At 73.9% G+C, this 24,023-nt stretch carries 21 protein-coding genes; 13 read left to right on the plus strand and 8 right to left on the minus strand.

From position 1 onward, the window contains the following. Positions 1-115 precede the first annotated feature (115 nt). The 3 genes from ACIP4P_RS17425 to ACIP4P_RS17435 form a co-directional block, all read right to left on the minus strand. Positions 116-1,450, minus strand: a complete 1,335-nt coding sequence (locus tag ACIP4P_RS17425; RefSeq protein ID WP_400919225.1) for a M20 family metallopeptidase — start codon at positions 1,448-1,450, stop codon at positions 116-118. A gap of 775 nt (positions 1,451-2,225) precedes the next feature. Then, entirely contained in the window at positions 2,226-2,885 is a 660-nt protein-coding gene (locus ACIP4P_RS17430) for a response regulator transcription factor (RefSeq protein ID WP_350513340.1), read from the minus strand. Continuing rightward, positions 2,882-4,318, minus strand: a complete 1,437-nt coding sequence (locus ACIP4P_RS17435; protein ID WP_400919229.1) for a sensor histidine kinase — start codon at positions 4,316-4,318, stop codon at positions 2,882-2,884. The genes ACIP4P_RS17430 and ACIP4P_RS17435 overlap by 4 nt, the downstream gene beginning before the upstream one ends. Positions 4,319-4,520: 202 nt before the next feature. On the opposite strand from ACIP4P_RS17435, the gene ACIP4P_RS17440 reads away from it, so the two are divergent. The 4 genes from ACIP4P_RS17440 (at position 4,521) to ACIP4P_RS17455 (ending at position 8,230) form a co-directional block, all read left to right on the plus strand. Continuing rightward, the gene (locus ACIP4P_RS17440) at positions 4,521-5,318 is read left to right on the plus strand and encodes a class I SAM-dependent methyltransferase (RefSeq protein WP_400919232.1); all 798 of its coding nucleotides are present in this window, start codon (positions 4,521-4,523) and stop codon (positions 5,316-5,318) included. A gap of 155 nt (positions 5,319-5,473) precedes the next feature. Further along, complete coding sequence (locus tag ACIP4P_RS17445; protein WP_400919235.1) at positions 5,474-6,487, plus strand: aldo/keto reductase; 1,014 nt, start codon at positions 5,474-5,476, stop codon at positions 6,485-6,487. Positions 6,488-6,554: 67 nt separating this feature from the next. Further along, positions 6,555-7,145, plus strand: coding sequence for a TetR family transcriptional regulator (locus ACIP4P_RS17450; protein WP_400919238.1), 591 nt, complete (start codon positions 6,555-6,557; stop codon positions 7,143-7,145). A 167-nt stretch (positions 7,146-7,312) separates the two neighbouring features. Further along, the gene (locus tag ACIP4P_RS17455) at positions 7,313-8,230 is read left to right on the plus strand and encodes an ADP-ribosylglycohydrolase family protein (protein ID WP_400919241.1); all 918 of its coding nucleotides are present in this window, start codon (positions 7,313-7,315) and stop codon (positions 8,228-8,230) included. Between the two features lie 124 nt (positions 8,231-8,354). Here ACIP4P_RS17455 and ACIP4P_RS17460 read toward each other — a convergent pair whose 3' ends face one another. Then, entirely contained in the window at positions 8,355-8,621 is a 267-nt protein-coding gene (locus ACIP4P_RS17460; RefSeq protein WP_350513334.1) for a GlsB/YeaQ/YmgE family stress response membrane protein, read from the minus strand. A gap of 184 nt (positions 8,622-8,805) precedes the next feature. On the opposite strand from ACIP4P_RS17460, the gene ACIP4P_RS17465 reads away from it, so the two are divergent. Beyond that, entirely contained in the window at positions 8,806-10,047 is a 1,242-nt protein-coding gene (locus ACIP4P_RS17465; protein WP_400919244.1) for a glycosyltransferase, read from the plus strand. A gap of 114 nt (positions 10,048-10,161) precedes the next feature. On the opposite strand, the gene ACIP4P_RS17470 is transcribed toward ACIP4P_RS17465, so the two are convergent. The 4 genes from ACIP4P_RS17470 to ACIP4P_RS17485 all read right to left on the minus strand — a co-directional run bounded on the left by ACIP4P_RS17470 (position 10,162) and on the right by ACIP4P_RS17485 (position 15,126). After that, positions 10,162-11,724: an NCS1 family nucleobase:cation symporter-1 gene (locus ACIP4P_RS17470; RefSeq protein WP_400919247.1), complete on the minus strand. Its 1,563-nt coding sequence runs from the start codon at positions 11,722-11,724 to the stop codon at positions 10,162-10,164. Positions 11,725-11,749: 25 nt separating this feature from the next. Next, a complete protein-coding gene (locus ACIP4P_RS17475; protein ID WP_400919250.1) occupies positions 11,750-12,763 on the minus strand; it encodes a TIGR03842 family LLM class F420-dependent oxidoreductase in 1,014 nt (337 codons plus the stop codon). 78 nt (positions 12,764-12,841) lie between these two features. Next, positions 12,842-14,272 (minus strand): dihydropyrimidinase, encoded by a 1,431-nt coding sequence (hydA, locus tag ACIP4P_RS17480; protein WP_400919253.1) that lies wholly within the window; start codon positions 14,270-14,272, stop codon positions 12,842-12,844. Between the two features lie 11 nt (positions 14,273-14,283). After that, positions 14,284-15,126 (minus strand): nitrilase-related carbon-nitrogen hydrolase, encoded by an 843-nt coding sequence (locus ACIP4P_RS17485; protein WP_400919255.1) that lies wholly within the window; start codon positions 15,124-15,126, stop codon positions 14,284-14,286. 511 nt (positions 15,127-15,637) lie between these two features. On the opposite strand from ACIP4P_RS17485, the gene ACIP4P_RS17490 reads away from it, so the two are divergent. From ACIP4P_RS17490 to ACIP4P_RS17525, 8 genes are all read left to right on the plus strand, one after another. Next, positions 15,638-18,769, plus strand: a complete 3,132-nt coding sequence (locus ACIP4P_RS17490) for a hypothetical protein (protein ID WP_400919258.1) — start codon at positions 15,638-15,640, stop codon at positions 18,767-18,769. Positions 18,770-18,921: 152 nt separating this feature from the next. Next, positions 18,922-18,999 (plus strand): putative leader peptide, encoded by a 78-nt coding sequence (locus ACIP4P_RS17495; RefSeq protein ID WP_350513447.1) that lies wholly within the window; start codon positions 18,922-18,924, stop codon positions 18,997-18,999. A gap of 208 nt (positions 19,000-19,207) precedes the next feature. After that, positions 19,208-19,738 (plus strand): cysteine dioxygenase, encoded by a 531-nt coding sequence (locus ACIP4P_RS17500; RefSeq protein WP_400919260.1) that lies wholly within the window; start codon positions 19,208-19,210, stop codon positions 19,736-19,738. Then, the gene (locus tag ACIP4P_RS17505; RefSeq protein ID WP_350513326.1) at positions 19,732-20,118 is read left to right on the plus strand and encodes a rhodanese-like domain-containing protein; all 387 of its coding nucleotides are present in this window, start codon (positions 19,732-19,734) and stop codon (positions 20,116-20,118) included. Before ACIP4P_RS17500 ends, ACIP4P_RS17505 begins: the two co-directional genes overlap by 7 nt. A 313-nt stretch (positions 20,119-20,431) precedes the next feature. After that, positions 20,432-21,634, plus strand: coding sequence for an ABC transporter ATP-binding protein (locus tag ACIP4P_RS17510; protein WP_400919264.1), 1,203 nt, complete (start codon positions 20,432-20,434; stop codon positions 21,632-21,634). Next, positions 21,624-22,292: an ABC transporter permease gene (locus ACIP4P_RS17515; protein WP_400919267.1), complete on the plus strand. Its 669-nt coding sequence runs from the start codon at positions 21,624-21,626 to the stop codon at positions 22,290-22,292. The genes ACIP4P_RS17510 and ACIP4P_RS17515 overlap by 11 nt, the downstream gene beginning before the upstream one ends. Next, the gene (locus ACIP4P_RS17520) at positions 22,289-22,966 is read left to right on the plus strand and encodes an ABC transporter permease (RefSeq protein WP_400919269.1); all 678 of its coding nucleotides are present in this window, start codon (positions 22,289-22,291) and stop codon (positions 22,964-22,966) included. The genes ACIP4P_RS17515 and ACIP4P_RS17520 overlap by 4 nt, the downstream gene beginning before the upstream one ends. Before the next feature lie 41 nt (positions 22,967-23,007). Continuing rightward, complete coding sequence (locus ACIP4P_RS17525) at positions 23,008-23,997, plus strand: ABC transporter substrate-binding protein (RefSeq protein WP_400919272.1); 990 nt, start codon at positions 23,008-23,010, stop codon at positions 23,995-23,997. Positions 23,998-24,023: the final 26 nt, after the last annotated feature.

Genomic DNA, 24,023 nt, shown 5'->3' on the forward strand with positions numbered 1-24,023 from the left:
TCCGTCTTCTGTTATCCGTCGGCTGTCGGCTGTTACCCGTCAGCTGTTACCCGCCGACCGTTACCCGCCGACCGTTACCCGTCGGCTGCCGACGCGGGCCCTCGCCCGCCCCCGCTCACCCTTCCCCGCGGTCCCGCAGCCGCGGCAGCGGCACGGCCAGCAGTGCCGCCAGCAGGGCGATCCGCGGCGCGAGCTGGTCCAGCCGGATGTACTCGTGCCGGGCGTGGGCACCGGCGCCCACCGCCCCGAAGCCGTCCAGCGTCGGCAGTCCGCGCGAACCGGGCAGGTTGGTGTCCCCCGCCCCGCCCGCCGGGGCGCCGTCCAGCTGCTGCCCGAGCACCGCGGCAAGCGAACGCACGTGTCGCAGCAGCGGGTTGCCGGTCCGCTCGGGCCAGGCCGGGCGACTGGAGAGCACCTCCGTCCGCACCCGCGCGCCCGGGCGCAGTGCGGTCAGCCGGGCGAGGTTGTCGAGCGTACGGCGCTGCGCCTCGGTGGTGGAGAACCGCAGGCCGAGCTCCGCCTCGGCCCGTCCGGCGACCACGTTCGCCCGCGAACCACCGCTGATCCGACCGGCGTTGAGCTCGGTGCCGGGCTGACCGGCGAGGCTGCGGACCAGCACCAGCTGGTCGACCAGCTCGTCCACCGCCGACACCCCGTCGTGGGAGTCGTTGCCCGCGTGGGCCTCCCGTCCGGTGACGGTGAGCCGCACCCGGGTGCTACCACGGCGCGCGGTCTTCAGTCGACCGTCCGGATGCGGCGGCTCCAGCCCCACGACCGCTGCCGCGCCGCGCAGTTGGCGCTCGACCAGGCGTCGCCCGTCCGGGCTGCCGACCTCCTCGTCGGAGACCACGACCAACCGCACGGTGCGGTGCGGCCGCTGCCCGAGGTCCGCGAGCAGCGCCAACGCGCCCTCCAGGATGGCGAGTCCACCCTTCATGTCGACCACACCGGGTCCGGTGAGCCGCCCGTCCTGCTCGGCCACCGGCCAGTCCGCCAGGGTGCCGACCGGCCAGACCGTGTCGTGGTGCCCGACGATCAGCAGGTGCGGAAGGCTCTCGTCCCGTCCCTCCCACTCCAGCACGAGGTGGTCGCCGGCCGGCCCGGGTTCCCGGCGGGCGGTGGCCCCGGTGGCCCGGAATCCGGCGGCCAACTCCTCGGCGAGCGCGTCGAGTCTGGGCGCGTCGCCGCTCGGCGACTCGATCCGGGCCAGGTCGGTACAGCGCCGTCGGACGGCACCGGCGAGGGTGCGGGCCCGGGCGCTGAGCGCCTGCGGCAGTCCGGGCAGCGCCGCGGTGGTGCCGGAGGCCGTGGTGCCTGCGGTGCCGGCGGTGGCGGTGCTGGTGGCGGCACCGACGGTGGCGGAGTTCGCCGGAGCCGCGGCAGGAACGGCAGTGGCGGGAGCAGCGGCAGGAGCGACGCCGGCCGGAGCGGTTGCCGCAGGACCGGCCACGGCCCGGGCACCCCCGGCGCCCACGGCCTCCCCGTCAGCGGCGGCGGGAACGGTCACCGGTACGCGATCGGGCTCCGCGGCGGCACCTTGTGCGGCCGGCGACCCGACGATCTGGGGACTCAACGCTCGCCTCCGCGGCCGCAGCCGATATTCAGCGGTCGGACCGGCCGACCGCCCCCGCCCGGGCACCGGACCCGGCCGGACCGCACCGGTCGGCCGGGATGGCGGACGGCCCGTCGGAACGGCCCGTCTGGCCCAAGTGCGGTGGAACGGCTGGGCGGCGTGCTTGGCATTGACGTCCTCCTCGCTCGATCCGGTGGCCCCGGTCCACCCGGAGCCCCGTGGACGGCGGCTTCCTGATGGCGGGCGCAGTGGCCGGACCGCCGCAGGGAAGCCGAGATGTGAGCCTAGAAGAACCGTTCGGTTTCCTGCGAGGTGGCCCTGCTCCCAGCGTGCCGGTACGGGCCCCGGATTCGGGCGCCCGCCGGCGGGAGCGGCGGGCGCCCGACGGGCGGACCCGGATCGACGCGCGGGGCGCGGTCGCCGGATCGCGCCCATCTCCACCATGGACCCGCCGCCCGGGTTCGGCAGCGCAAAGCGCCAAGGCACGGCATTTCCACGCCGGATGGGTGACAACGGCTCAGCAGGCGGTACGAACCGGAGGCACGCGACGGCTCAGGGGAGCCCGCCGCGCGGCCCGAACCGAAGGCCGGGGAACGTCCGCATGAACACCGTCCGACGCTGCGCCCCACCCTGCCCTCGCGAGCGCCCGCCGTCAGGCGCCGTCCCCGACCAGTCCCGCATCCCGTGCGAGCAGCGCCGCCTGGACCCGATTGGCCACCCCGAGCGTGGTCAGGATCCGACTGACGTGCGCCTTGACGGTGCTCTCCCGCATCCCCAGCACGCCCGCGATCTCGGCGTTGGACAGCCCGTCGGCGACCTCGCGCAGCACGTCGGTCTCGCGCGGGGTCAGGCCGGCGATCCGGCCGCGGGCGGCCACCGAACGGGGCGCACCGACCCGGTGGTACCGGTCGATCAGCCGCCGGGCGGCCACGGGGTGCAGCATCCCCTGGCCGGCCGCGACCACGTGGACGGCCCGGGCGATCTCGGCGGGCGGGGTGTCCTTGAGCAGGAAGCCGTCGGCCCCGGCGGCGAGCGCCTGGTACACGTACTCGTCCAGGTCGAAGGTGGTCAGCGCGATGACCCGTGGGGCGTCCGGGAGTTGGCGCAGCCGTCGGGTGGCGGCGATCCCGTCGAGCCGGGGCATCCGGATGTCCATCAGTGCGACGTCGATCCGGCGACCGCGGGCGAGCTCGACGGCCTGCAGTCCGTCGGCGGCCTCGGCGACCACGGTCAGCGCCGGGTCCTGGGCGAGGAGGTCGACCAGCCCGAGGCGCACCAGAGCGTCGTCGTCGACCACCATCGTGCGGATCATGCGGCGTCCTTCGGCAGTGGCGGTTGTCGGTGCGGAGGTTGTGGCTGCGGCTTCTTCGGTTCCGGACCCCTCGCCCCCGGCCCCATCGCCCCCGGATGCTTCGGCCGCGAACTCACGTCGGCGGCGGTCGGGCCGGGGTCCGGCGGCGGCACCGTCTGCGGGGGGCGGTTCGGCGCGGGCAGCCGGGCCGAGAGGCGGAAGCCACCGGTCCCGTCCGGGCCCGCGTCCAGGTGGCCGCCGAGCGCACCGACCCGTTCACCGAGTCCTACCAGCCCGTACCCGCCCCCACCGCCCAGCCCGTTCGACGAGGCCAGGCCCGGACCGTTGCGGACCTCGACGGTGGTCGCCGGGTCCCCGTAACCGACCCGGACGGTGACGGGTGCGGCGTGCGCGTGCTTGCGGGCGTTGGTCAGCGCCTCCTGGACGACCCGGTGCACGGCGAGCCGGTGGGTGGTGGGGACCGACTCCGGATCACCGGAGAGGGAGAGCTCGACCTGCTGTCCCGCCTGCCGCGCCTCGGCGACCAGTTCGGTGAGGTCGCGCAGGGCGGGAGCCGGGACGCGGACCGGAACGCGGACCGGGACGCCGACCGGGCCGGGCGGCGCGGGCGGGCGGACCTCCACGACGGGCGGCACCGACGGCACCGAAGCCGCCGACGACACCGGGGGTTCCGACGACTCGGGCGGATCAGGCGGATCGGCACGCAGGGCGCCCAGGACGTCCCGCAGATCGTCGAGCGAGCGGGCGGCGGTGGTGCGGAGGAGTTCCAGGCGGTGGGTGAGCCGGTCCGGGTCGGCCGCGACGGTGCCGGCCAGGGCCTGGTCGCGCAGCACTCCCGCGTGCAGCACCAGCAGGCTCAGCCGGTGCGCCAGCACGTCGTGCATCTCCCGTGCGATCCGGGCCCGTTCGGCGGACCTGGCCTGTTCGGCGCGCAACTCCCGCTCCCGGCGCAGGGTTTCGACCTGGGCGTGCAGGGTGCGGATCAGCATCCGCCGACCGTGCAGCCACAGGCCGAAGGCCAGTGTGGCGGCCTGGACGAGGAGTTGGGAACCGGTGGTGCCCGCCCACCCGACCAGCGACTCCGCCCTGGTCACGCTGAGCACGGCGATCAGCGCGCCGCCGATCGCCGCCGGTCCGGTCCGACCGAGGGAGGCTAGGTGGAAGACGCTGAACAGGCCGGGGAAGGCCCGGTTGAACAGTCCGCCGGTGAGCACCGGCAGGACGGCCGAGGCGACGGGATACCGGCGGGCGAACAGCAGGCAGAGCGCCGCGAGCGCGGCCACCACCGTCCGGGGCAGGCGCAGCCAGCCGTCGGCGTGCAGCCACTGGAAGACCCCCTCCTCCCCGGCGAGGGCGAGGATGCCGAGCAGCAGCAGGGTGTCCACCCAGGGCCGGCGGTCCGGGCCGTACCAGTCGAGCAGTCCTGTGCGCATCGGGCTCCTCCCCTCCGACTCCGCCCGGCCGTCGCGCCCGTTCAAGTCCCGTGTGACCGTTCGCATCCGCCCGCTCGATGCTACGGGCGGGCGACGGCGCGGACCCCCTTCTCCCGGGCAGCCGCACCCTCGACTTTGGTCGGGGGTGGGCGCCGCTCACCGGCCGATTCCGTACGGTCGCGCCCTCCCTAGCGTCGACGGCATGACGACCGAACAGCAGCTCCACCTCCGCCCCGACTCCCCTTCGCAGCAGCGCAGTTCGTACGGCTCTCCGGACAGCGCCCGGTACGGCGGGGAACGCCTGCTGTTCCTCGCCGAGGCGCTGCGCACCTTCCACGACACCGGCGCGCTGGCGCCGAGCGGGCCGGACCTGGTGAACGCCCTGGTGGTGCCGGCCACCAGCCGGCCGAACCGGCCGATCTCGGTCCTGGAGGTCGGCGCCGGGACGGGGGTGGTGACCCGTCGGCTGGCCCGGGTGCTGCGCCCCGGCGACCGGCTGCACGTGGTCGAGGCGAACCCGCGCTTCGCCGACCTGCTGCGCGAGGACCCGGTGCTGGCCGCACGCCCCGCGGGGGTGGAACTGCGGCTGTCGGCCTGCCGGGTGGAGGAGCTGCCGGAGGCGACCGGGGCGACGGACGCCGGACCGGAGGGCGACACCGACCAGGCCGTCGGCACCGACCGCGCCGGCGTCGGCGAGCGGTACGACGTGATCGTGTCCGGGTTGCCGTTCACCAACTTCGAGCCGGCCCTGGTCCGGGACATCCTCGACCTCTACCTGCGGCTGCTGGCCCCCGGAGGCGAGCTGACGTACTTCGGCTACCTCGGCACGACGACCGCGCGCACCCTCGTCTCGGGCCCCCGCCAGGGCGCCCGCCACCGGGCGGTGGTGCGACTGCTGCGGCGCTTCGAGGCCACGTACGGGCTGGGCCGGCGCACGGTGTGGCGCAACCTGCCGCCCGCCCGGGCCCACCTGCTGCGCTCGCCGGGGCCGTACGCCTGACTCCGAGCGGAACGGGGGGCCGGGCGGGGCGACGCCGCGAACAGATGACAAAAGACAGCGAACAGATTTTGAAATCTGTTCGCTGTCGTGGCATAGTGAGATCCGGGTCACACTGCCCCCGTCATTCGGCACCGCACCTGCCTCTGGAGTACCCCATGACTTCGCCCACCCGCCCCGCACAGCGCACCCTCGGCACCTCCGGCCCCCTCACCTCCGCCCTCGGCCTCGGCTGCATGGGCATGTCCGACCTCTACGGCCCGGCCGACGAGGCGGAGAGCATCGCCACCATCCACGCCGCCCTCGACGCCGGGATCACCCTCCTCGACACCGGTGACTTCTACGGCATGGGCCACAACGAGCTGCTGATCCACGAGGCGCTGCGCGGCCGCGACCGCGAGAGCGTGCAGATCAGCGTGAAGTTCGGCGCCCAGCGCGGCCCCGACGGCCAGTGGCTCGGCTACGACACCAGCCCGGCCGCCACCAAGACCGCGCTCGCCTACACCCTGCGCCGGCTGCGCACCGACCACATCGACGTCTACCGCCCGGCCCGCCTCGACCCGTCGGTCCCGATCGAGGAGACCGTCGGCGCCATCGCGGACCTGGTCAAGGCCGGCCACGTCCGCCACATCGGCCTGTCCGAGGTCGGCGCCGACACCCTGCGCCGGGCCGCCGCCGTCCACCCGATCAGCGACCTGCAGATCGAGTACTCGCTGCTCACCCGCTCGATCGAGGCCTCCGTCCTGCCCGCCGCCCGGGAGCTCGGCATCGGCATCACCGCCTACGGCGTGCTCTCCCGCGGCCTGCTCAGCGGCCACTGGAACCCGGACCGCCCGCTCGCCGACACCGACTTCCGCGGCGCCAGCCCGCGCTTCCAGGGCGACAACCTGGCCCACAACCTCGCCCTGGTGGAGGCGCTGCGCACGATCGCCGACGCGAAGGGGGCGAGCGTCGCCCAGGTCGCCATCGCCTGGGTGGCCTCGCGCGGCGAGGACGTCGTCCCGCTGATCGGCGCCCGCCGCCGGGACCGGCTGACCGAGGCCCTCGGCGCCCTGGACGTGACGCTCACCCCGGCCGACCTCACCGCCATCGAGGCCGCCGTCCCCGCCGGCGCCGCGGCGGGCGACCGGTACGCTGCCGCGCAGATGGCACGCCTGGACAGCGAGCGCTGACCGAGCCGACGCTGACCAGCGGAAACCCTCCGCACCACCCTGACCGCACGACCCTAAGGACGGCCCCGTGACCACGGACACCGCACTCACCGCCGAGCAGATCCTGATCGCGGCGGAGGAAGTCCTCCGGCGGTTCGGCCCGGCCAAGGCCACCGTCGTGGACGTCGCCCGGGAGATCGGCGTCAGCCACAGCAGCGTCTACCGCCACTTCCCCAGCAAGGCGGCGCTGCGCGAGGCGGTCACCCAGCGCTGGCTGGACCAGGCCCACCACGACCTGACGGCCGTCAAGGACGAGGCCGGCGACGCCGCCGAGCGCCTCGAACACTGGCTGACCACCCTGTTCGCGGCCAAGCGCAAGAAGGCACTGGACGATCCGGAGCTGTTCGCCACCTACCTGGTGCTGGCCGAGGAGAACAGCGCCGTCGTCGACGCGCACATCGATACCCTGGTCCGGCAGATCGCCGAGATCTTCCAGGACGGCGTGGAGCGCAAGGAGTTCAGGCCCGCGCACATCCTCAACACCGCCCGGGCCGTCTTCGACGCCACCGCGCCCTTCCACGACCCGGTGTTCGCGGCCAGCTGGTCCGAGCCGACGGCGGACGCGCGCTTCGCGGCGGTCTGGAAGCTCGTCATCGGCGGACTGCGGGCCGGGGCCTGAGGCCCGGCGGCAATCCGGCGGGCCTCAGTCCCTCACCGGGAGCCACCGGACGAGGCGTCGGAGAGGCCACCGGACGAGGCGTCGGCGACCAGGGGGAAACCCGGTCGCCGACGCCTCGCTCTTTCGGGCACACTTCCGCACACAGTTGATCTCACTCGGAGGATGACATGCGTGCGCCCGCCCCGGTCCTGGACAGTCTGCGCGGACTCGCGCTCGGCGACGCCTTCGGCGACTGCTGGTTCTCCGTCCCGGTCGACGAGGCGCCCGCCGCGCTGGCCGCCCGCCTGGTCCGCCCCGCGCCCTGGCACTGGACCGACGACACCGCGATGGCCCTCGTCCTGGTCGACCACCTGACCGTCCACGGCGAGGTCCGGCAGGACGCGCTGGCCGAGGGGTTCGCGGCCGAGTACGCCCGCGAGTACCAGCGCAAGTACGGCCCCTCGATGCACCGGGTGCTGCGCGGGATCGGGGCCGGCGGGGACTGGCGCGCCATCACCTCGGGCCAGTTCGAGGGCCAGGGCTCGTACGGCAACGGCGCCGCGATGCGGGTCGCCCCGCTGGGCGCCTGGTTCGCCGAGGACCTGGACGAGGTGGTCCGGCAGGCCGAACTCCAGGCGCTCACCACCCACTTCCACCCGGAGGCAGTCTCCGGCGCGGTGGCGGTGGCACTGGCCGCGGCGCTCGCCGTGCGGAGCCGGGGCGGCCGCGCGCCCGGCCGGTCCGAACTGCTCACCGCGGTCGCCGACCGGCTGCCGGACGGCGACGTGCGCTCCGGTCTGCGGATCGCCGCCCGCCTGCCGGAGCACACCAGCGTCCGACACGCCGCGACCGTACTCGGCTCGGGGCTGATGATCTCCGCCCCGGACACCGTCCCGTTCGCCCTGTGGTCCGCCGCCGGGCACCTGGACTCGCTGCCCGAGGCGATCTGGCACACCCTGGAGGGCTGGGGCGACAAGGACACCACCTGCGCCATCGCCGCCGGCGTGGTGGCCGCCCGCACCGGGCTCGCGGACGTACCGGCCGACTGGCTCGCCGCCTGCGAGGCGCTGCCGGACCGGGCCGCCGAGACGTCGGCGGCGCGGTAGCCGGCGGCTCCCGGCGGGCCGAACGGCCCGGGCCCGCCGGCTTCCGTCGTCAGTCGTCCTCCGTCAGTCGTCCGCCGTCCGCCGTCCGCCGTCCGCCGTCCGTCAGTGCGCCCGAACGCCCTGCTCAGCGGCGCGAGTTGCCGAACAGCAGCCGGTAGACGATCAGCAGCACCAGCGCGCCGCCGATCGCCGACACCCAGGTCGGCCCGTCGAAGAAGCGCGCCGAGATCGACCGGTGCAGGAAGTGCGAAGCGATCCAGCCACCGACGAAGGAGCCGGCGATCCCGATCAGGGTGGTCACGATCAGGCCGCCCGGGTCCCTCCCGGGCAGCAGCAGCTTGGCCAGGGCCCCGGCCACCAGGCCCAACACGATCCACGCGACGATGCTCATCCGACCCGTCCCTCCCGTCCTCGGCGCGACGGCCCCGTCCCGCCCGCTCTGCACCCAAGGACGCGGCCGCGCTCGGACCCGGTTCCGGCCGGTCCGGCCGGGCGACGGGATCCGGCCACCCGGAGCCGACCGGTCCGCGCGTGGCGTCCTTCCGGGCGGCCGCACCCGCCGAAATACTGCGGCCATGCGCATCCTGATCGCCACCGCCGGCTCCCGGGGCGACGTCGCGCCCTTCACCGGGCTCGGCGTCCGTCTGCGGGCGGCCGGACATCAGGTGGCCGTCGCCACCCACACCACCTTCGCCGAGTCGGTCCGGGCCGCCGGGCTGGAGTTCCGCCCGCTGCCGGTCGACCCGCGCGCCGAACTCGCCTCCGTCGAGGGCCGACGACTGCTGCGGGCCGGCGGCGGCCCCGGTGCCGTGCTGCAACTCCTGCGGCTGGGCCGGAAGTTCATGCCCGCCCTCGGCCAGGGCATCGCCGACGCGACGGCCCTCGGCACCGACCTGCTGCTCACCACCAGCACCACCAGCGCGCTCGGCCAGGTCGCGGCCGAGGCGGCCGGCATCCCCACCATCGGGCTGTACCTCCAACCCCTCTCCCCCACCCGCGAGTTCGCGCCGGCCGTCACGGGTACCCGCTCGCTCGGCCGGACCGGCAACCTGCTAGCCGGGCACGCCGTCCAGGCGACGACCGACCGGCTGTTCGTCCCGGCCGTGCGCGCACTGCGCCGCCGGCTCGGCCTGCCGCCGCGCGGCGTCGCCCGGGCCCGCCGCGACCACCCCGTGCTGCACGGGTTCTCGCCCCGGGTCGTCCCCCGGCCCACGGACTGGCACCCCCGGCTCGACGTCGCCGGGTACTGGTGGCCGGCCGAACAGTCGGGGTGGCGGCCGCCGGATCGACTGCTGGACTTCCTGGCCGCCGGACCGCCGCCGGTCTTCATCGGCTTCGGCAGTCTGGTCGTGCCCGATCCGGACCGGCTGGCCGCGACCCTGCTGGCCGCCGCCCGGGCCGCCCGGGTCCGGGTCCTGCTGCAGTCGGGGTGGAGCGGACTGGCCGCCGAGGACTCGGACACCGTACTGACCATCGGCGACACCCCGCACGACTGGCTGTTCCCGCGCACCGCGGCCGTGGTCCACCATGCGGGCGCGGGCACCACGGCGGCCACCCTGCGCTCCGGCACCCCTACCGTCCCGGTGCCCGCCCAGCTGGACGCACCCTTCTGGTCCGCCCGGCTGACCGCCCTCGGCGTCTCCCCCGGCCCGGTCCCGCTGCACGCCCTGACCCCCAGCCGGCTCGCCACCGCCATCCGCCACAGCCTGGACGACCCCCGCTACCGCACCCGCGCCCGCTCCGTCGCCGCGGCCCTCGCCACCGAGGACGGCGCCGCCAAGGTCCTGGCGGCCGTCGAGGCGACGGCGAACAGCTGACAACAAACAGATGACAGATGACAGCGAACGGATAACAGACAACAGCTGACGGATGTTGACATCTGTCAGCTGTCATCTGTTCGCCGTCATCCCTTCCTCATCATCCGCTTCTCGTCATCGGCCCCCCGCCGCCCGTTCCCGGAGGTCCGTCCGCGACAACCCGCCGAGCGCCAGGTACACCGCCGCCGCCGAGGCGAAGCCCACCGCCCAGCCGTAGTCCGCGAGCGGCTTGAGGAAGGGGATCACCCCGTCCACCGGGAACGGCCCCTGCTTCACGCCGTGCGCGTCGAGGCCGGAGTACGAGCCCCCGACTGCCAGCAGCCCGCCGACCAGCAGCGCCACGACGGCCCGCCAGTTCCATCCGGCCGCGTACCAGTACGCCCCGAACGGCCGGTAGAGGTCGGCGAGTCGGAGCCGGGTGCGGCGCAGCACCCAGTAGTCCGCGATCAGCACCCCGGCGACCGTTCCGAGCAGTCCGCCGACCACGCCCAGCCACACGTAGATGTAGACGTGCGGGTCGGCGGTCAGCCGCCACGGGAAGATGGCGATCCCGACCACGCCCGTGATCAGCGCCCCGGTACGGAAGTTGATGAACCGGGGCAGCAGGTTGGCCAGGTCGTAGGCCGGGGAGACGACGTTGGCGGCGATGTTCACCGACAGCGTCGCGATCAGCACGGTCAGCAGCGCGAACAGGACCGCCACCGGGCTCTCCATCTTCGCGGCGAGCTTGATCGGGTCCCACACCGGCTCGCCGTACACCGCCGCGGAGCCCGAGGTGACCAGCACCGACAGCAGGGCGAAGAGCGTCATCGTGGTCGGCAGGCCGAGCGCCTGGCCGCGGATCTGGGCCCGCTGACTGCCACCGAAGCGGGTGAAGTCGGGGATGTTGAGCGACAGCGTGGACCAGAACCCGATCATCCCCATCAACGACGGGAAGAAGACCTTCCAGAACCCGCCGCCCCAGCCCAGCGCGGAGGGTTGGTCGAGCAGCGGCCCCACTCCGCCCGCCTTGACGCCGATCCACACCAGCAGCGCCAGCGCACCGACGATGACGAACGGCGCCGCCCAGTTCTCGAAGCGCCGCAGCGTCTCCATGCCGCGGGCGATGAGGACCATCTCGACCAGCCAGAACAGCAGGAAGGAGGCCCACTGCGTCCACGGGTACCCGCCGAACTCCGTTGCCGTTCGCCAGGATTCGCCGAACAGCTTGCCCGCCAGCAGGAAGATCCCCTCGCCGCCGATCCAGGTCTGGATGCCGAACCAGGCACAGGCCACCGCCGCTCGGATGAGCGCCGGCAGGTTGGCTCCGCGCAGTCCGAACGAGGCCCGGGCGAACACCGGGAACGGGATGCCGTACTTCGTCCCCGCGTGTCCGGTGAGGAGCATCGGCCCGAGCACGATCAGGTTGGCGAGCCCGATGGTCAGCACCGCCTGCTTCCAGTCCATCCCGAGCGCGACCAGGCCCGAAGCCAGCGTCCAGGAAGGGATGTTGTGGGCCATGCCGACCCACAGTGCGAGGAAGTTGTAGGTGGTCCAGGTGCGCCGCCGCACCGGGACCGGCCGGAGGTCGTCACTGGTGAAGCCGTTGGTGGGCAACACCCCCTCGGCCGGGTCGAGTTCGACCCGGCCGTCGGGGTACTGCCGCTGTCCGCCGCCGCCGGTCACGGTGTCGGCCATGGGCAACTCCCGTCTGGGCGAGGGATCACAGGTGGGGGATGACGTCCGTCCCGTAGGCGTCGATGGTGCTCTCGATAGCGTCGTGCATGGCGTAGACGGCGAACTGGTCGACGCCGAGCGAGCGGAGCTCCGCCAGTCGGGCGCGCTGGACCTCGGCGGGCCCGATCAGGCAGAAGCGGTCCACGATGCTGTCCGGGACGAAGGCCGTGTCCGGGTTCCCGGCCCGGCCGTGGTGGCTGTAGTCGTAGCCCTGGCGGTCCTTGATGTACTCGGTGAGCGCGTCGGGCACCAGCTCGGAGTGCTCGCCGTAGTGGCCGACCAGGTCGGCGACGTGGTTGCCGACCATCCCGCCGAACCAGCGGCACTGCTCCCGGGCGTGGGCGAGCGCGGCGGGCGAGTCGTCGGCGGTGACGTACGCGGGCGCGGCCACGCAGACGGTGACCGAGGCCGGGTCCCGGCCGGCTTCGGCGGCCGCGGCGCGGACCGCCTTGACCATGTACTCGGTGAGGTACGGGTCCGCCAACTGCAGGATGAAGCCGTCGGCTTGGCGTCCGGTCAGGGCGAGCGCCTTCGGGCCGTACGCGCCCATCCAGATCGGCAGCCCGGCGTCGGGGCCGACCCACGCCAGGTGCATCTCGGTGCCGTCCACCTCGACGGTGCGTCCCTCGGCCAACTCCTTGATGGCGTGCATGGCTTGGGACAGTCGGTCGAGCGTGGCGGGCCGGCGGCCGGCCACCCGCATGGCGGAGTCGCCGCGGCCGATGCCGCACACGGTGCGGTTGCCGTACATGTCGTTGAGGGTGGCGAACAGGGAGGCGGTGACCTCCCAGGTGCGGGTGGAGGGGTTGGTGACCATCGGGCCGACGGTCAGCCGCTCGGTCTCGGCGAGGATGCGGCTGTAGATGACGAAGGGTTCCTGCCACAGCACGCAGGAGTCGAAGGTCCAGCCGTGACTGAACCCGGCCCGTTCGGCACGGATCATCCGGTCGATGAGCAGGCGGGCTGGCGGGTCGGTCTGCAGGACGAGGCCGATGTCCATGGGGAGCTCCGGGAGAGGGGTCGGGAGGGCGGCCCGGGGCCGAGGCGCGCACGCCGCGGCCCCGGACGGCAGGGGGGATCAGGTCAGGTACTGGCAGGTGTCGCGGCGCAGGAAGGTGCCGTGCCCGGCCCGGCCGAGCCAGCGCCCGTCGTCCAGCACCACGGTGCCGCGGGAGAGCACCGTCCGGGCCCGGCCGGTGAGTCGGCGGCCCTCGTAGGCCGAGTAGTCCACGTTCATGTGGTGGGTGGCGGCGGAGACGGTCTGCACGGCGGTGGGGTCGTAGACCACCAGGTCGGCGTCCGCACCCGGTGCGACGGTGCCCTTGCGCGGGTGCAGCCCGAACATCCGGGCCGGGGTGGTGCAGGCGATCTCGACCCAGCGCCGCCGGCTGATCCGCCCGTCCACCACGGCCTGGTGCAGCAGGTCCATCCGGTTCTCCACCCCCGGAAGGCCGTTGGGGATCTTCGAGAAGTCGCCGCGGCCGAGTTCCTTCTGCCCGACGTAGCAGAACGGGCAGTGGTCGGTGGACACCACTTGGAGGTCGTTGGTGCGCAGGCCCTGCCAGAGCGCCTCCTGGTGCTCGCGCGGCCGCAGCGGCGTGCTGCACACGTACTTGGCGCCCTCGAAGCCGTCCGCGCCCTCCTCCGCGAGGTTGTCGGTGGAGAGGAAGAGGTACTGCGGGCAGGTCTCGCCGAAGACGTTGAGCCCGGTGTCGCGGGCCCGGGCGAGTTCGGCCAGCGCCGAGGCCGCGGAGACGTGCACCACGTAGAGCGGGCTGCCCGCCACCTGGGCGAGTCTGATCGCCCGGTGGGTGGCCTCGGCCTCCAGCAGTTCGCGCCGGACCTCGCCGTGGTGGCGCGGGGCGGTGCGCCCGGCGGCCAGGGCCTGTTCGACCAGGACGTCGATGGCGATGCCGTTCTCGGCGTGCATCATGATCAGCCCGCCGTTGGCCGCACCGCGCTGCATGGCGCGCAGGATGCGGCCGTCGTCGCTGTAGAAGACGCCGGGGTAGGCCATGAAGAGCTTGAAGGAGGTGGACTCGCCGGAGTCGACCAGCCCGTCCATCTCCTTGAGGACGGCCTCGTTGACGTCCGAGACGATGGTGTGGAAGGCGTAGTCGATCGCGCAGTTGCCCTCGGCCTTGGCGTGCCAGGCGTCCAGGCCCTCGCGCAGCGCCCCGCCGACGGGCTGGACGGCGAAGTCGACGACGGTGGTGGTGCCGCCCCAGGCGGCGGCGCGGGTGCCGGTCTCGAAGGTGTCGGAGGCCGCGGTGCCGCCGAACGGCAGCTCCATGTGGGTGTGGACGTCGACGCCGCCCGGGATGACGTAGTGGCCGGTGGCGTCGATGACGGTGTCGGCGGTCCAGGCCTCGGCGGCGGTGCTGCCGGTGGCGGCCAGGGCGGCGATGCGCTCGCCCTCGATCAGGACGTCGGCGTGGAGTTCGTCGGTGGCGGTGATGACGAGGCCGCCGCGGACGAGGGTGCGCTGCTGTGGGTCGCGGGTGGTCATCTCGGTGCTCCTCAGGCCTCGGCGAGCGGTCCGTAGGCGTCCGGTCGGCGGTCGCGATAGAACGCCCACTGCTGGCGGACCTGTTCGATCAGGCCGAGGTCGAGGTCGCGGACGACGAGTTCCTCCTCCTTGTCGGAGGCGACCTCGCCGACGAACTGACCGCGCGGGTCGACGAAGTAGGAGGTGCCGTAGAAGTCGTTGTCGCCGTACTCCTCGGTGCCGACCCGGTTGATGGCCGCGACGAAGTACTCGTTGGCCACGGCGGCGGCGGGCTGTTCGAGCTGCCACAGGTAGCCGGACAGGCCGCGGCTGGTGGCGGAGGGGTTGTAGACGATCTGCGCGCCGGCCAGGCCCAGGGCCCGCCAGCCCTCGGGGAAGTGGCGGTCGTAGCAGATGTAGACGCCGACCTTGCCGACGGCGGTGTCGAAGACGGGCCAACCGAGGTTGCCGGGCTTGAAGTAGTACTTCTCCCAGAAGCCCTTGACCTGCGGGATGTGGTGCTTGCGGTACTTGCCGAGGTAGCTGCCGTCCGCGTCGATGACCGCGGCGGTGTTGTAGTACACGCCGGTCTGCTCCTCCTCGTAGACCGGCACGACCATCACCAGGCCGAGTTCGCGGGCGAGGTCCTGCATCCGGCGCACGGTCGGACCGTCCGGGACGGCTTCGGCCCAGCGGTAGTGCTCGGGCTCCTGGACCTGACAGAAGTACGGGGCGTTGAACACCTCCTGGAAGCCGATGATCCTCGCGCCCTGCGCGGCGGCCTCGCGGGCGTACCGCTCGTGGAGCGCGATCATGCTCTCCTGGTCGCCGGTCCAGCGGGTCTGGACGAGCGCGGCACGGACGATCTGCGACATGGGTACCTCCGCAACTCCGCGGCCCGGCCGTGCGGTCGGGCCCGCGGTCTGAGGGTTGACGGGGAGGGTCTCGCCTGCGGGTCCGGTCAGGGAACCACAGGGGTCTACGTGTCGGTCCACGCGATGGGTCTACGTGCGTAGAACGTGGTCTGTAGACGGTAGGCCGGGCCTCGGTGGCCTGACAATACGTCGGTGGCAACGCGTCCGGGGCGATCTTGGTGCACGGACACGCGGTCGGCCGTGGGTGGGATGAAAGGCTCATCTACCCCGGAAGGCAACTCCTTACTCATTCGAGTGAAAGCGGACACCGGGGGTGCGGAATCAGCCATGCCGGGGTAAGACCCGCATGGATGTGCGAGCGATCGTCATCTGCTGGTGATACAAGGCGACTTCGGAGACCGTACGGAGATCGTCCGCGGATCCTCGGGGAGCGTTCAGGGGGCGCACCGGGGTCCGCGGCGGGGAGCGACGGTCGACAGGGGGCCGAACGGGGGCGGTACGGATGGCAGCGGTGAGCGGGATCGAGGAGCGTACGGCGGGTGCGTCGGCACCGGACGGGCGGCCGCCGGCCCTGCCCGCCTGGGCTGGGCTGCTGCTCGCCCTCGGGGCCCTGCTGCCGCTCGCCCTCGGGCTGTCACTGGCCCGCGGGCAGTCGCCCGGGGCGCGCCTGACCGCCCTGCAGCTGGCCGGTTCCCGGGCGGCCGCCGAGGCGGTGGTCGGCGAGCGCACCACGGCGTACCGAGCGGCCCTGCGTGCCGAGTTCTGGCTGATCGGCGGCTACGGCCTGACGCTGTCGGCCGCGGCACTGCTGGGCGGGTACGTGCTCGGGCGGCGACGCCGGGCCGTCCCGGCGCTGGTGGTCGGGCTGGCCGGGCTGCTCGCCGCGGGCTGCGACCTGGGCGCGAACGTCCTGCTGCACCTGGGGCTCGATCACGGCGGCTCCGACACCCCCTTCGCGGTCGCGGCGGCGCTCACCACGGTCGGCCGGCTGCTGCTCCTGCCCGCGGGGGTGACGGCGGCGGGCCTGCTGGCGGTGACGGCCGCCCGGGCGGTGCGCGGCCTGCGGCCCTCGGCCTCCCCCGCCACCGCCACCGCCACCGCCACCGCCACCGCCACCGCCACCGCCACCGCCGACGGAATCGGCCCGGACGACACCGACCCGCAACGCCCGGCGCTGATACCGCCCTGGCCGGTGGCCGACCGGTCCGGTCGTCTCCGGCACCGCCACCGGGAGCCGCACTCGGACCGGTCGGTGGGCCGGCCGAAGGACGGGCCGACGGACGGGCCGACGGACCGGTCCGCGGAGCCGTCGGCGGCCGACGCCCCCGGCGCCCACAGCCACTGGCGGGACGCCGGCCGGGTGCCGCCCGGCCGCGAGCCCGCCGAACTGGGCTTCTGCGCCTCGGGCGGCGGCATCCGCTCGGCCTGCGTGACGCTCGGCGCGCTCCAGGCGCTGCGCCCGTGGCTGAAGCGGGCCCGCTACCTGGTCTCCGTCTCCGGCGGCGGCTACACCGTGGGCGCGCTGCAGCTCGCGCTCAGCGACTCGGCGCCCGGCAGCCCGGTGCACGCCGTCTCGGGCCTGACGGCGGACACCGTGCTGGAGCCCGGCTCCCCGGAGGAGGACCACCTCCGCCGGCACAGCAAGTACATCGCCGACGGCGCCGGCGAGTGGCTGGTCGCCCTCGGGACGCTGCTGCGCGGCGTGCTGTCGGCGCTGTTCCTGCTGCTGGCCGCCGTCCTGGTGCTCGGCCTCGGCCTCAGCCGCTTCTACCACGCCGTCCCGGTCACCGACCTGCACGCCCTGGCGGCCGCCGGCCTGCGCCACCGGGGCGCCGTACCGGGCGTCCTGGAGTTCCGCCCGCCCGCGCTGGCCGCCCTCGGCGCCCTGCTGGCCACGGCGGCCGGGTGCTGGCTGCTGTGGCTGCTGGTCTTCCCGCCGCTCGGCTGGCACGCGTCGCTGCCGCGCGCGCTGCGCCGGCTCAACTACGTCGCGCTGTCACTGGCCGGGCTGCTGGCCCTCGGGGTGCTGGCGGTGCCGGGCCTGGCCTGGGGCGCGGTCCGGCTCCAACAGGCGCTCGCGGCCGGTCCGCAACTGACCGGCGCCGGGCTGAGCCTGACCGTCGTGCTCAGCTACCTCGCCCTGCTGCTCGGCATACTCTGGCGCGACCGCCGGACGATCGGCCGGGGCGTGCGCGCGGCCGCCGGAGCACTGCGCGGCGCGGGCCGGATCGGCGGCGGGCTGACCGCCAACCTCCCGCAGTACCTGGTGGTGTGGGCCGCGCTCGGCACGCTCACGGCGGGCGCGCTGCTGGCCCTCGGCTGGGCGGTCGCCACCGGGTACGCCTGGCCGACGGCCGTCCAGGTGCTGCTGCCGCTGGTGCTCGGCGCGGTCGGGCTCAACCTCGACCAGACCTGGATGAGCCTGCACCCGTTCTACCGGCTGCGGCTGGCCTCGGCGTTCGCGGTCCGCCGGGTCACCGAGGGCGGCCGCGCCACCGCCCGCCGGTACGACTTCTACCGGGAGCAGACCTGGCTGAGCCACTACGCCGCCCGGCACCCCGACTTCCCGCAGGTGATCTTCTCGGCGGCGGCCAACCTCTCCGGCAACTCCCGTACGCCACCGGGCCGTCGAGCGGTCTCCTTCACGCTCTCGCACGACTACGTGGGCGGCCCGGACGTCGGGTACGCGCGCACCGACCTGCTGGAACGGCGCACCCGTCGGCACATCGCCCGGGACCTCACCGTGCAGTCCGCGATGGCCGTCTCCGGCGCCGCCTTCTCCTCCGCGATGGGCCGCCAATCCCGGGTCTACCAGGGGCTGTTCGCGGTGACCAACGCCCGACTCGGAACGTGGCTGCCCAACCCGGCGGAACTCGGCCCGGCCTGGTCCGGCACACCGGACTGGCGCCGCGCCGGGCAGCCCTTCGTCCGTCGGCTCCCCTACCAACTGCGGGAGCTGACCGGCCGGTTCCCCGTGGACGACCGCTTCCTGCTCACCACCGACGGCGGGCACTACGAGAACCTCGGGCTGGTCGAGCTGCTGCGCCACCGGGTGCGGACGGCGGTGAGCATCGACGCCAGCGGGGACTCCGGCTACGCCGCCAACCTGGCCGCCGCGATCACCCTGGCCCGCGAGGAGCTCGGCATCGTCATCACGCTGCACCAGCCGGAGCTGCTGATCCCGGGCGGCGCGCCCACCGTCCGCGAGGGCGGCGGGGTGCCGCTGCGCGGACTGGCCGCCCAGCTGTCCGACCGGCTCTCGACCCGCGGCGTGATCACCGGGGACATCCACTACCCGGCCGTCGACGGCGAGCCCGATGCCGGACCGCCCGGCACGCTGATCGTCCTCCAGGCGGTGCTGACCGCCGACATGCCGTACGAGCTGCAGTCCTACGCGGTCGCCAACCGGGCCTTCCCGAACGACGGCACCAGCGACCAGTGGTTCAACCACCAGCAGTTCGACGCCTACCAGACGCTCGGTCGCTACCTGGGCGAGCAGGCCGGGCCGGTGATCGAGCAGGCCCTCGCGGCCGGAGCCGCCGGGTCCTCCGGCGGCCCGGCGTCCGTGCCCGCACCCGCCGCCTCACCCGCCGCCGCGCCGGCCGCCGCCCCGCCGGCCCCGCGCGCCCCCGTGGAGGACTGAGCCCGAGGACTGACGCTGATCCCCGAGCCCGACGGCCGAGCCCGAGGTCGGGCCGGGGACGGTGGGCTCGTCGAGGAGGTCCTGTTAACAGGCCGCAACAAGCGGGCGCCCCGGCTTGACTTCGTCCGACCGGCTCGGAAAAGATCCGGTGCATGGACTCCGGCACCCTTCTGGTCTGCCGCCTGCACGTCGATCTGCGACGCCAGGCGAGTTCCATCTGTGCCCGCTGACCTTGCTCCGCTCCGCCGGTGCCGCCCTGTGACCTCCGCCAGGGCCCGTACCGCGCACCCGCACCCGCAGTCCTGAACCCCGCTCCCACTCGGCGCACCCGTGCGTGCCGGGCCGGGCCGCTCCCCCGGTCCCCGCCCGCCGCCACCACGATCGCCGGCCCGGGGCGCACACCCTGACGACGTTCCCCGCCGCACCCGAGGACGCCCCATGAGCCTTGACCTGATCTCCGAGCCCCCGACCCGAACCCCGGACTCGTCGCCGCCCTCCGCCGGACCGGCCCGCGCCCCGCTCAGCCCGCGCACCCTGCGGACCCTCGTCCGCGAGCTGGCCGAGCAGCCCGAGCGGTGGATCCACCTGGTCCGGCTCTCCACCGAGGAGCGCTGGTACCAGCGTCTGGCGGCCGACGACGACCACGAGGTCTGGCTGATCAGCTGGCTGCCCGGCCAGTCCACCGGCTTCCACGACCACGGCGGCTCGCGCGGCGCCTTCACCGTCGCGCTCGGCGAGCTGGAGGAACTGTCGCTCGGCGGCCCGGACCAGGGCCTGCTGATCCGCCGGGTCCCGGCCGGCACCGCCCGCGCCTTCGGCCCGGAGTACGTGCACGACGTGCGCAACACCGCCTCCGGCCCGGCCGTCACCCTGCACGCCTACTCGCCCCCGCTCAGCTCGATGGCGCACTACGACCTGCGGGCCGGCGGGCTCGTCCGCACCTCCGAGGAAGGACCGGAACAGTGGTGACCACGATCGACGACCTGGTGGAGCGAGCACGCGAGGGCGTGCACCGCCCGCGCGCCCGGGAGGCCTACCAGGCCCATCTGGAGGGCGCGCTGCTGGTGGACATCCGCCCGGCAGCGCAGCGGGCGGCCGAGGGCGGGATCCCCGGCTCGCTGATCATCGAGCGCAACGTCCTGGAGTGGCGGCTGGACCCCACCGGCAGCCACCGCATCCCGGAGGCCTCGGGCTACGACGTCGAGGTGATCGTGATCTGCTCCGAGGGCTACGCCTCCAGCCTGGCCGCGGCCTCGCTGCGCGAGCTCGGGCTGCACCGGGCGACCGATCTGGACGGCGGGTTCGTCGGCTGGGCGGCCGACGGTCTGCCCACCCGCCCGGGCGACTGAGCCGGGGATCACCCCGCGTGGCCCCGGCCGGTGAGTCAGGGTCACACCCCGTGGCCGCCGACGGCTGAAACCAGTGGTCACGCGGTGTGTTCCCCGGCCGCCGAGCCGGGGTCACGCCACGTGCCGGGTCGTAAATCAGGGACAGGGGATGATGCAGGTCATAGTCTGATCAGAGTTTCCGCCGGTCCGAACCTGGGCAGCCACGCGGGCGGAAGAACGCCCGAACGGGTGAAACCACCGTCAACCGAACGACCCGCAAGACCGACCGACACAGGCGCCGCCTCCCCGGGACGCCCTGACGAGGAAACACTCCGTGATCAGATTCGAGGGCGCCGGCAAGCGCCACCCCGACGGCACCATCGCGGTCGAAGGACTGGACCTTGAGGTCCCGACCGGTCGGATAACCGTCCTGGTCGGACCGTCCGGCTGTGGCAAGACCACCCTGCTGCGCATGGTCAACCGGATGGTCGAGCCCACCTCGGGCCGGGTGCTGCTGGACGACGCCGACGTCGCCACCCTGGAACCCGCCAAGCTGCGCCGCGGCATCGGCTACGTGATCCAGCAGGCCGGGCTGTTCCCGCACCGCAAGGTGATCGACAACATCGCCACCGTGCCCTACCTGCTCGGCTGGGACCGCAAGAAGGCCCGTGCCCGGGCCGCCGAACTGCTCGAACTGGTCGGGCTCGCCCCCGACACCGCCAAGCGCTACCCCTTCCAGCTGTCCGGCGGCCAACAGCAGCGGGTCGGCGTGGCCCGGGCGCTGGCCGCCGACCCGCCGGTGCTGCTGATGGACGAACCGTTCAGCGCCGTCGACCCGGTGGTGCGGGCCGGGCTCCAGGAGGAGCTGCTGCGACTGCAGTCCGAGCTGCACAAGACGGTGCTGTTCGTCACCCACGACATCGAGGAGGCCGTCCGGCTCGGCGACCAGGTCGTGGTGCTGCGCGAGCACGGCCGGATCGCCCAGCTGGCCGACCCGCACACCCTGCTGACCTCCCCCGCCGACGACGGCGTGGCCGCCTTCCTCGGCCGCGACCGGGGCCTGCGCGGCCTCGCTCTGCGGCCCGCGACGGCCGTGGCACACCGTCCGGTCGGCGACGGACTCCGCTACGGCGACTGGGAGTTGGCCCTGGACGACGAGCGCCGCCCGATCGGCTGGATCGACCGCAGCGGCGCCGGCGCCGAGCTCCAGCCCGCGGCCGGCTACCGCCGGGACACCGACACCCTACGCGCCGCCCTGGACGCCGCCGTGCTCTCCCCCGCCGGGGTCGCGGTCGTCCTGGACGCCGACGGGCGGGCGATCGGCACCGCGAGCCGGGAGGCCGTCCTGGCCGCGCTCACACCCGCCGACGGCACGGCGGTCGGCCTCGGCCGGACGGCGGACCCGGCGAAGACCGTGGGCCTGGCGAAGACCGTTGGCCCGGAGGGGACGGCGGGCCCGGCGAGGGCCGTCGACGCCGAAGAGGCCGTCGACGCCGACAGGACGCCCCCGGCGGACGGAGCCGACGGTGGACGATGAACCGATCGTCCGCTGGTACTGGATCGGCGACCACCTCGGCTACCTCGGCAACCTGCTCGCCGACCACGCCGTGATCGCCCTGGTCCCGGTGCTCATCGGACTGCTGCTGGCCGTTCCGCTCGGCCTGGCCTGCGCCCGCTTCCCCCGGCTGTACCAACCGCTGTCGGCGGTCTTCAACATCGTCTACGCGCTGCCCTCGCTGGCCGTCTTCGTGGTGCTGATCCCGTACACCGGGCTCGCCACCCAGGCGACCGTGATGATCCCGCTCACCTTCTACGCCCTCGCCGTCCTGCTGCCGACCACGGTGGACGGGCTGCGCGCCGTCCCGGACTCCGTCCGGCAGGCCGCCACCGCGATGGGGTACGGGCCGTGGCACCGGCTGACCGCCGTCGAACTACCCGCCGCCGTGCCCTACCTGATCGCCGGGCTGCGGGTCGCCGCGGTGTCCAGCATCTCGCTGGCCAGCGTGGGCGCGCTGATCGGCCGCGGCGGGCTGGGCTACCTGTTCATCGACGGCTTCCAGCGCACCTTCCCGACCCCGATCGTGGCAGGCATCGTGCTGATCGCCGTCCTGGCGCTGGCCGTCGACCTGCTGTTGGTGGTCGCCCGCCGGCTGCTCGCGCCGTGGGCCGTCCGGGAGCAGGGGGCGGGTTCGTGAACTGGCTCAACTGGCTGAGCGACTTCTTCTCCGACCCGGACCGCCGCAGCGGTCCGGACTCGATCGTGCACCGGGTCTCCGAGCACCTGCTGTTCTCCGGCGAGGCGCTGCTCTACGCGGCGCTGCTCGCCGTCCCGCTCGGACTGCTGATCGGCTACACGGGCCGCGGCGTCACCGCGGTCACCGCACTCGCCGGGGCCGCCCGTGCCCTGCCGACCCTCGGCCTGGTGACCCTCGCGGTGCTGCTGGCCGGTGTCGGCGACACCGCCGTGCTGATCCCACTGGTCGCACTGGCCGCGCCGCCGCTGCTGGTGGCGGCCGTCGAGGGGGTGCGCGGCACCGACCCGGACGTCCGGGACGCCGCGCGCGGGATCGGGCTGACCCACCCGCAGGTGCTGTTCCAGGTCTGCCTGCCCTCCGCCGCGCCGACCCTGCTGGCAGGCTTCCGCACCGCGACCGTCCAGGTGATCGCGACCGCCACGGTGGCCGCCTACGTCGGGCTCGGCGGCCTGGGCCGCTACGTCATCGACGGGCTGGCCACCCGGCAGTACGCGGTGACCGTGGGCGGTGCGCTGCTGGTGGTGCTGCTCGCGGTCGGCGCCCAGCTGTTCTTCTCCCTGCTCGCCCGGTTCGCGCTCCCGCCCGGGGTGCGCGCCCAGCGCCGGGCCCGCTGAGGCTCTCCTCTCCCATCCGCTCCGGAAGGACTACTGTCACCATGTCGACATTGAAGAGAAGCAGGCGCGCCGTCCTCCTCGGCACGCTCGCCGCGCTCGCCCTGGGCGCCACCGCGTGCGGCTCCTCGGGGAGCAGCAGCAACCCGCTCGGCGGCGGGTCCACCGCCTCCTCCGGCAGCGCGGCGTCCGGGGGCACCGGCGGCTCCGGTGGTTCCGGTGGTTCCGGTGGTTCCGGTGGTTCCGGTGGCACGGTGGTCGTCGGTTCGGCGAACTTCCCGGAGAACGTCCTGCTCGGGTCGATCTACTCGCAGGCGCTCAAGGCCAAGGGCGTCAAGGTCCAGGAGAAGTTCAACATCGGCAGCCGCGAGGTGCTCTACGGGCAGCTGCAGAGCGGCAACCTGACCGTGCTGCCCGAGTACAACGGCGCACTGCTCGCCTACCTGGACGCCAAGAACACCGCCGTCACCACCCAAGACGTGAACGCGGCGCTGACCAAGGCGCTGCCCGCCTCGCTCGGGATCCTGGACTCCTCGCCCGCCGAGGACAAGGACTCGCTCAGCGTCACCCAGGACACCGCCGACAAGTACGGCCTCAAGAGCATCTCCGACCTGACCGCCAAGGCGGGCGAGTTCACCATCGGCGGCCCGCCGGAGTTCAAGTCCCGGCGCGAGCAGCAGTTCAAGGACGTCTACGGGCTGACCTTCAAGGAGTGGAAGCCCACCGCCGACACCACCGCCAACGCGCTCAAGGACGGCAGCATCCAGGTCGGCAACGTGTTCACCACCGACCCGAAGATCGTCCAGTACAAGCTCGTCGCGCTGAGCGACCCGAAGAACGTCTTCGGCGCCCAGAACATCACCCCGCTGATCAACAAGGCGGGCGTGGACGCCAATGCGACGGCGGCGCTCAACGCGGTGTCGGCCAAGCTCGACACCGCCGGGCTGACCGGGCTGATGAAGCGCGTCTCGGTCGACAAGGAGGACCCGTCGGCGGTGGCCAAGGACTGGCTGAAGGCCAACGGGCTCGGCTGACACCCGGCCCGGGTACGACGGACGAC

The sequence above is a fragment of the Kitasatospora sp. NPDC089509 genome (assembly GCF_044749365.1).
Taxonomy (GTDB): Bacteria; Actinomycetota; Actinomycetes; order Streptomycetales; family Streptomycetaceae; genus Kitasatospora.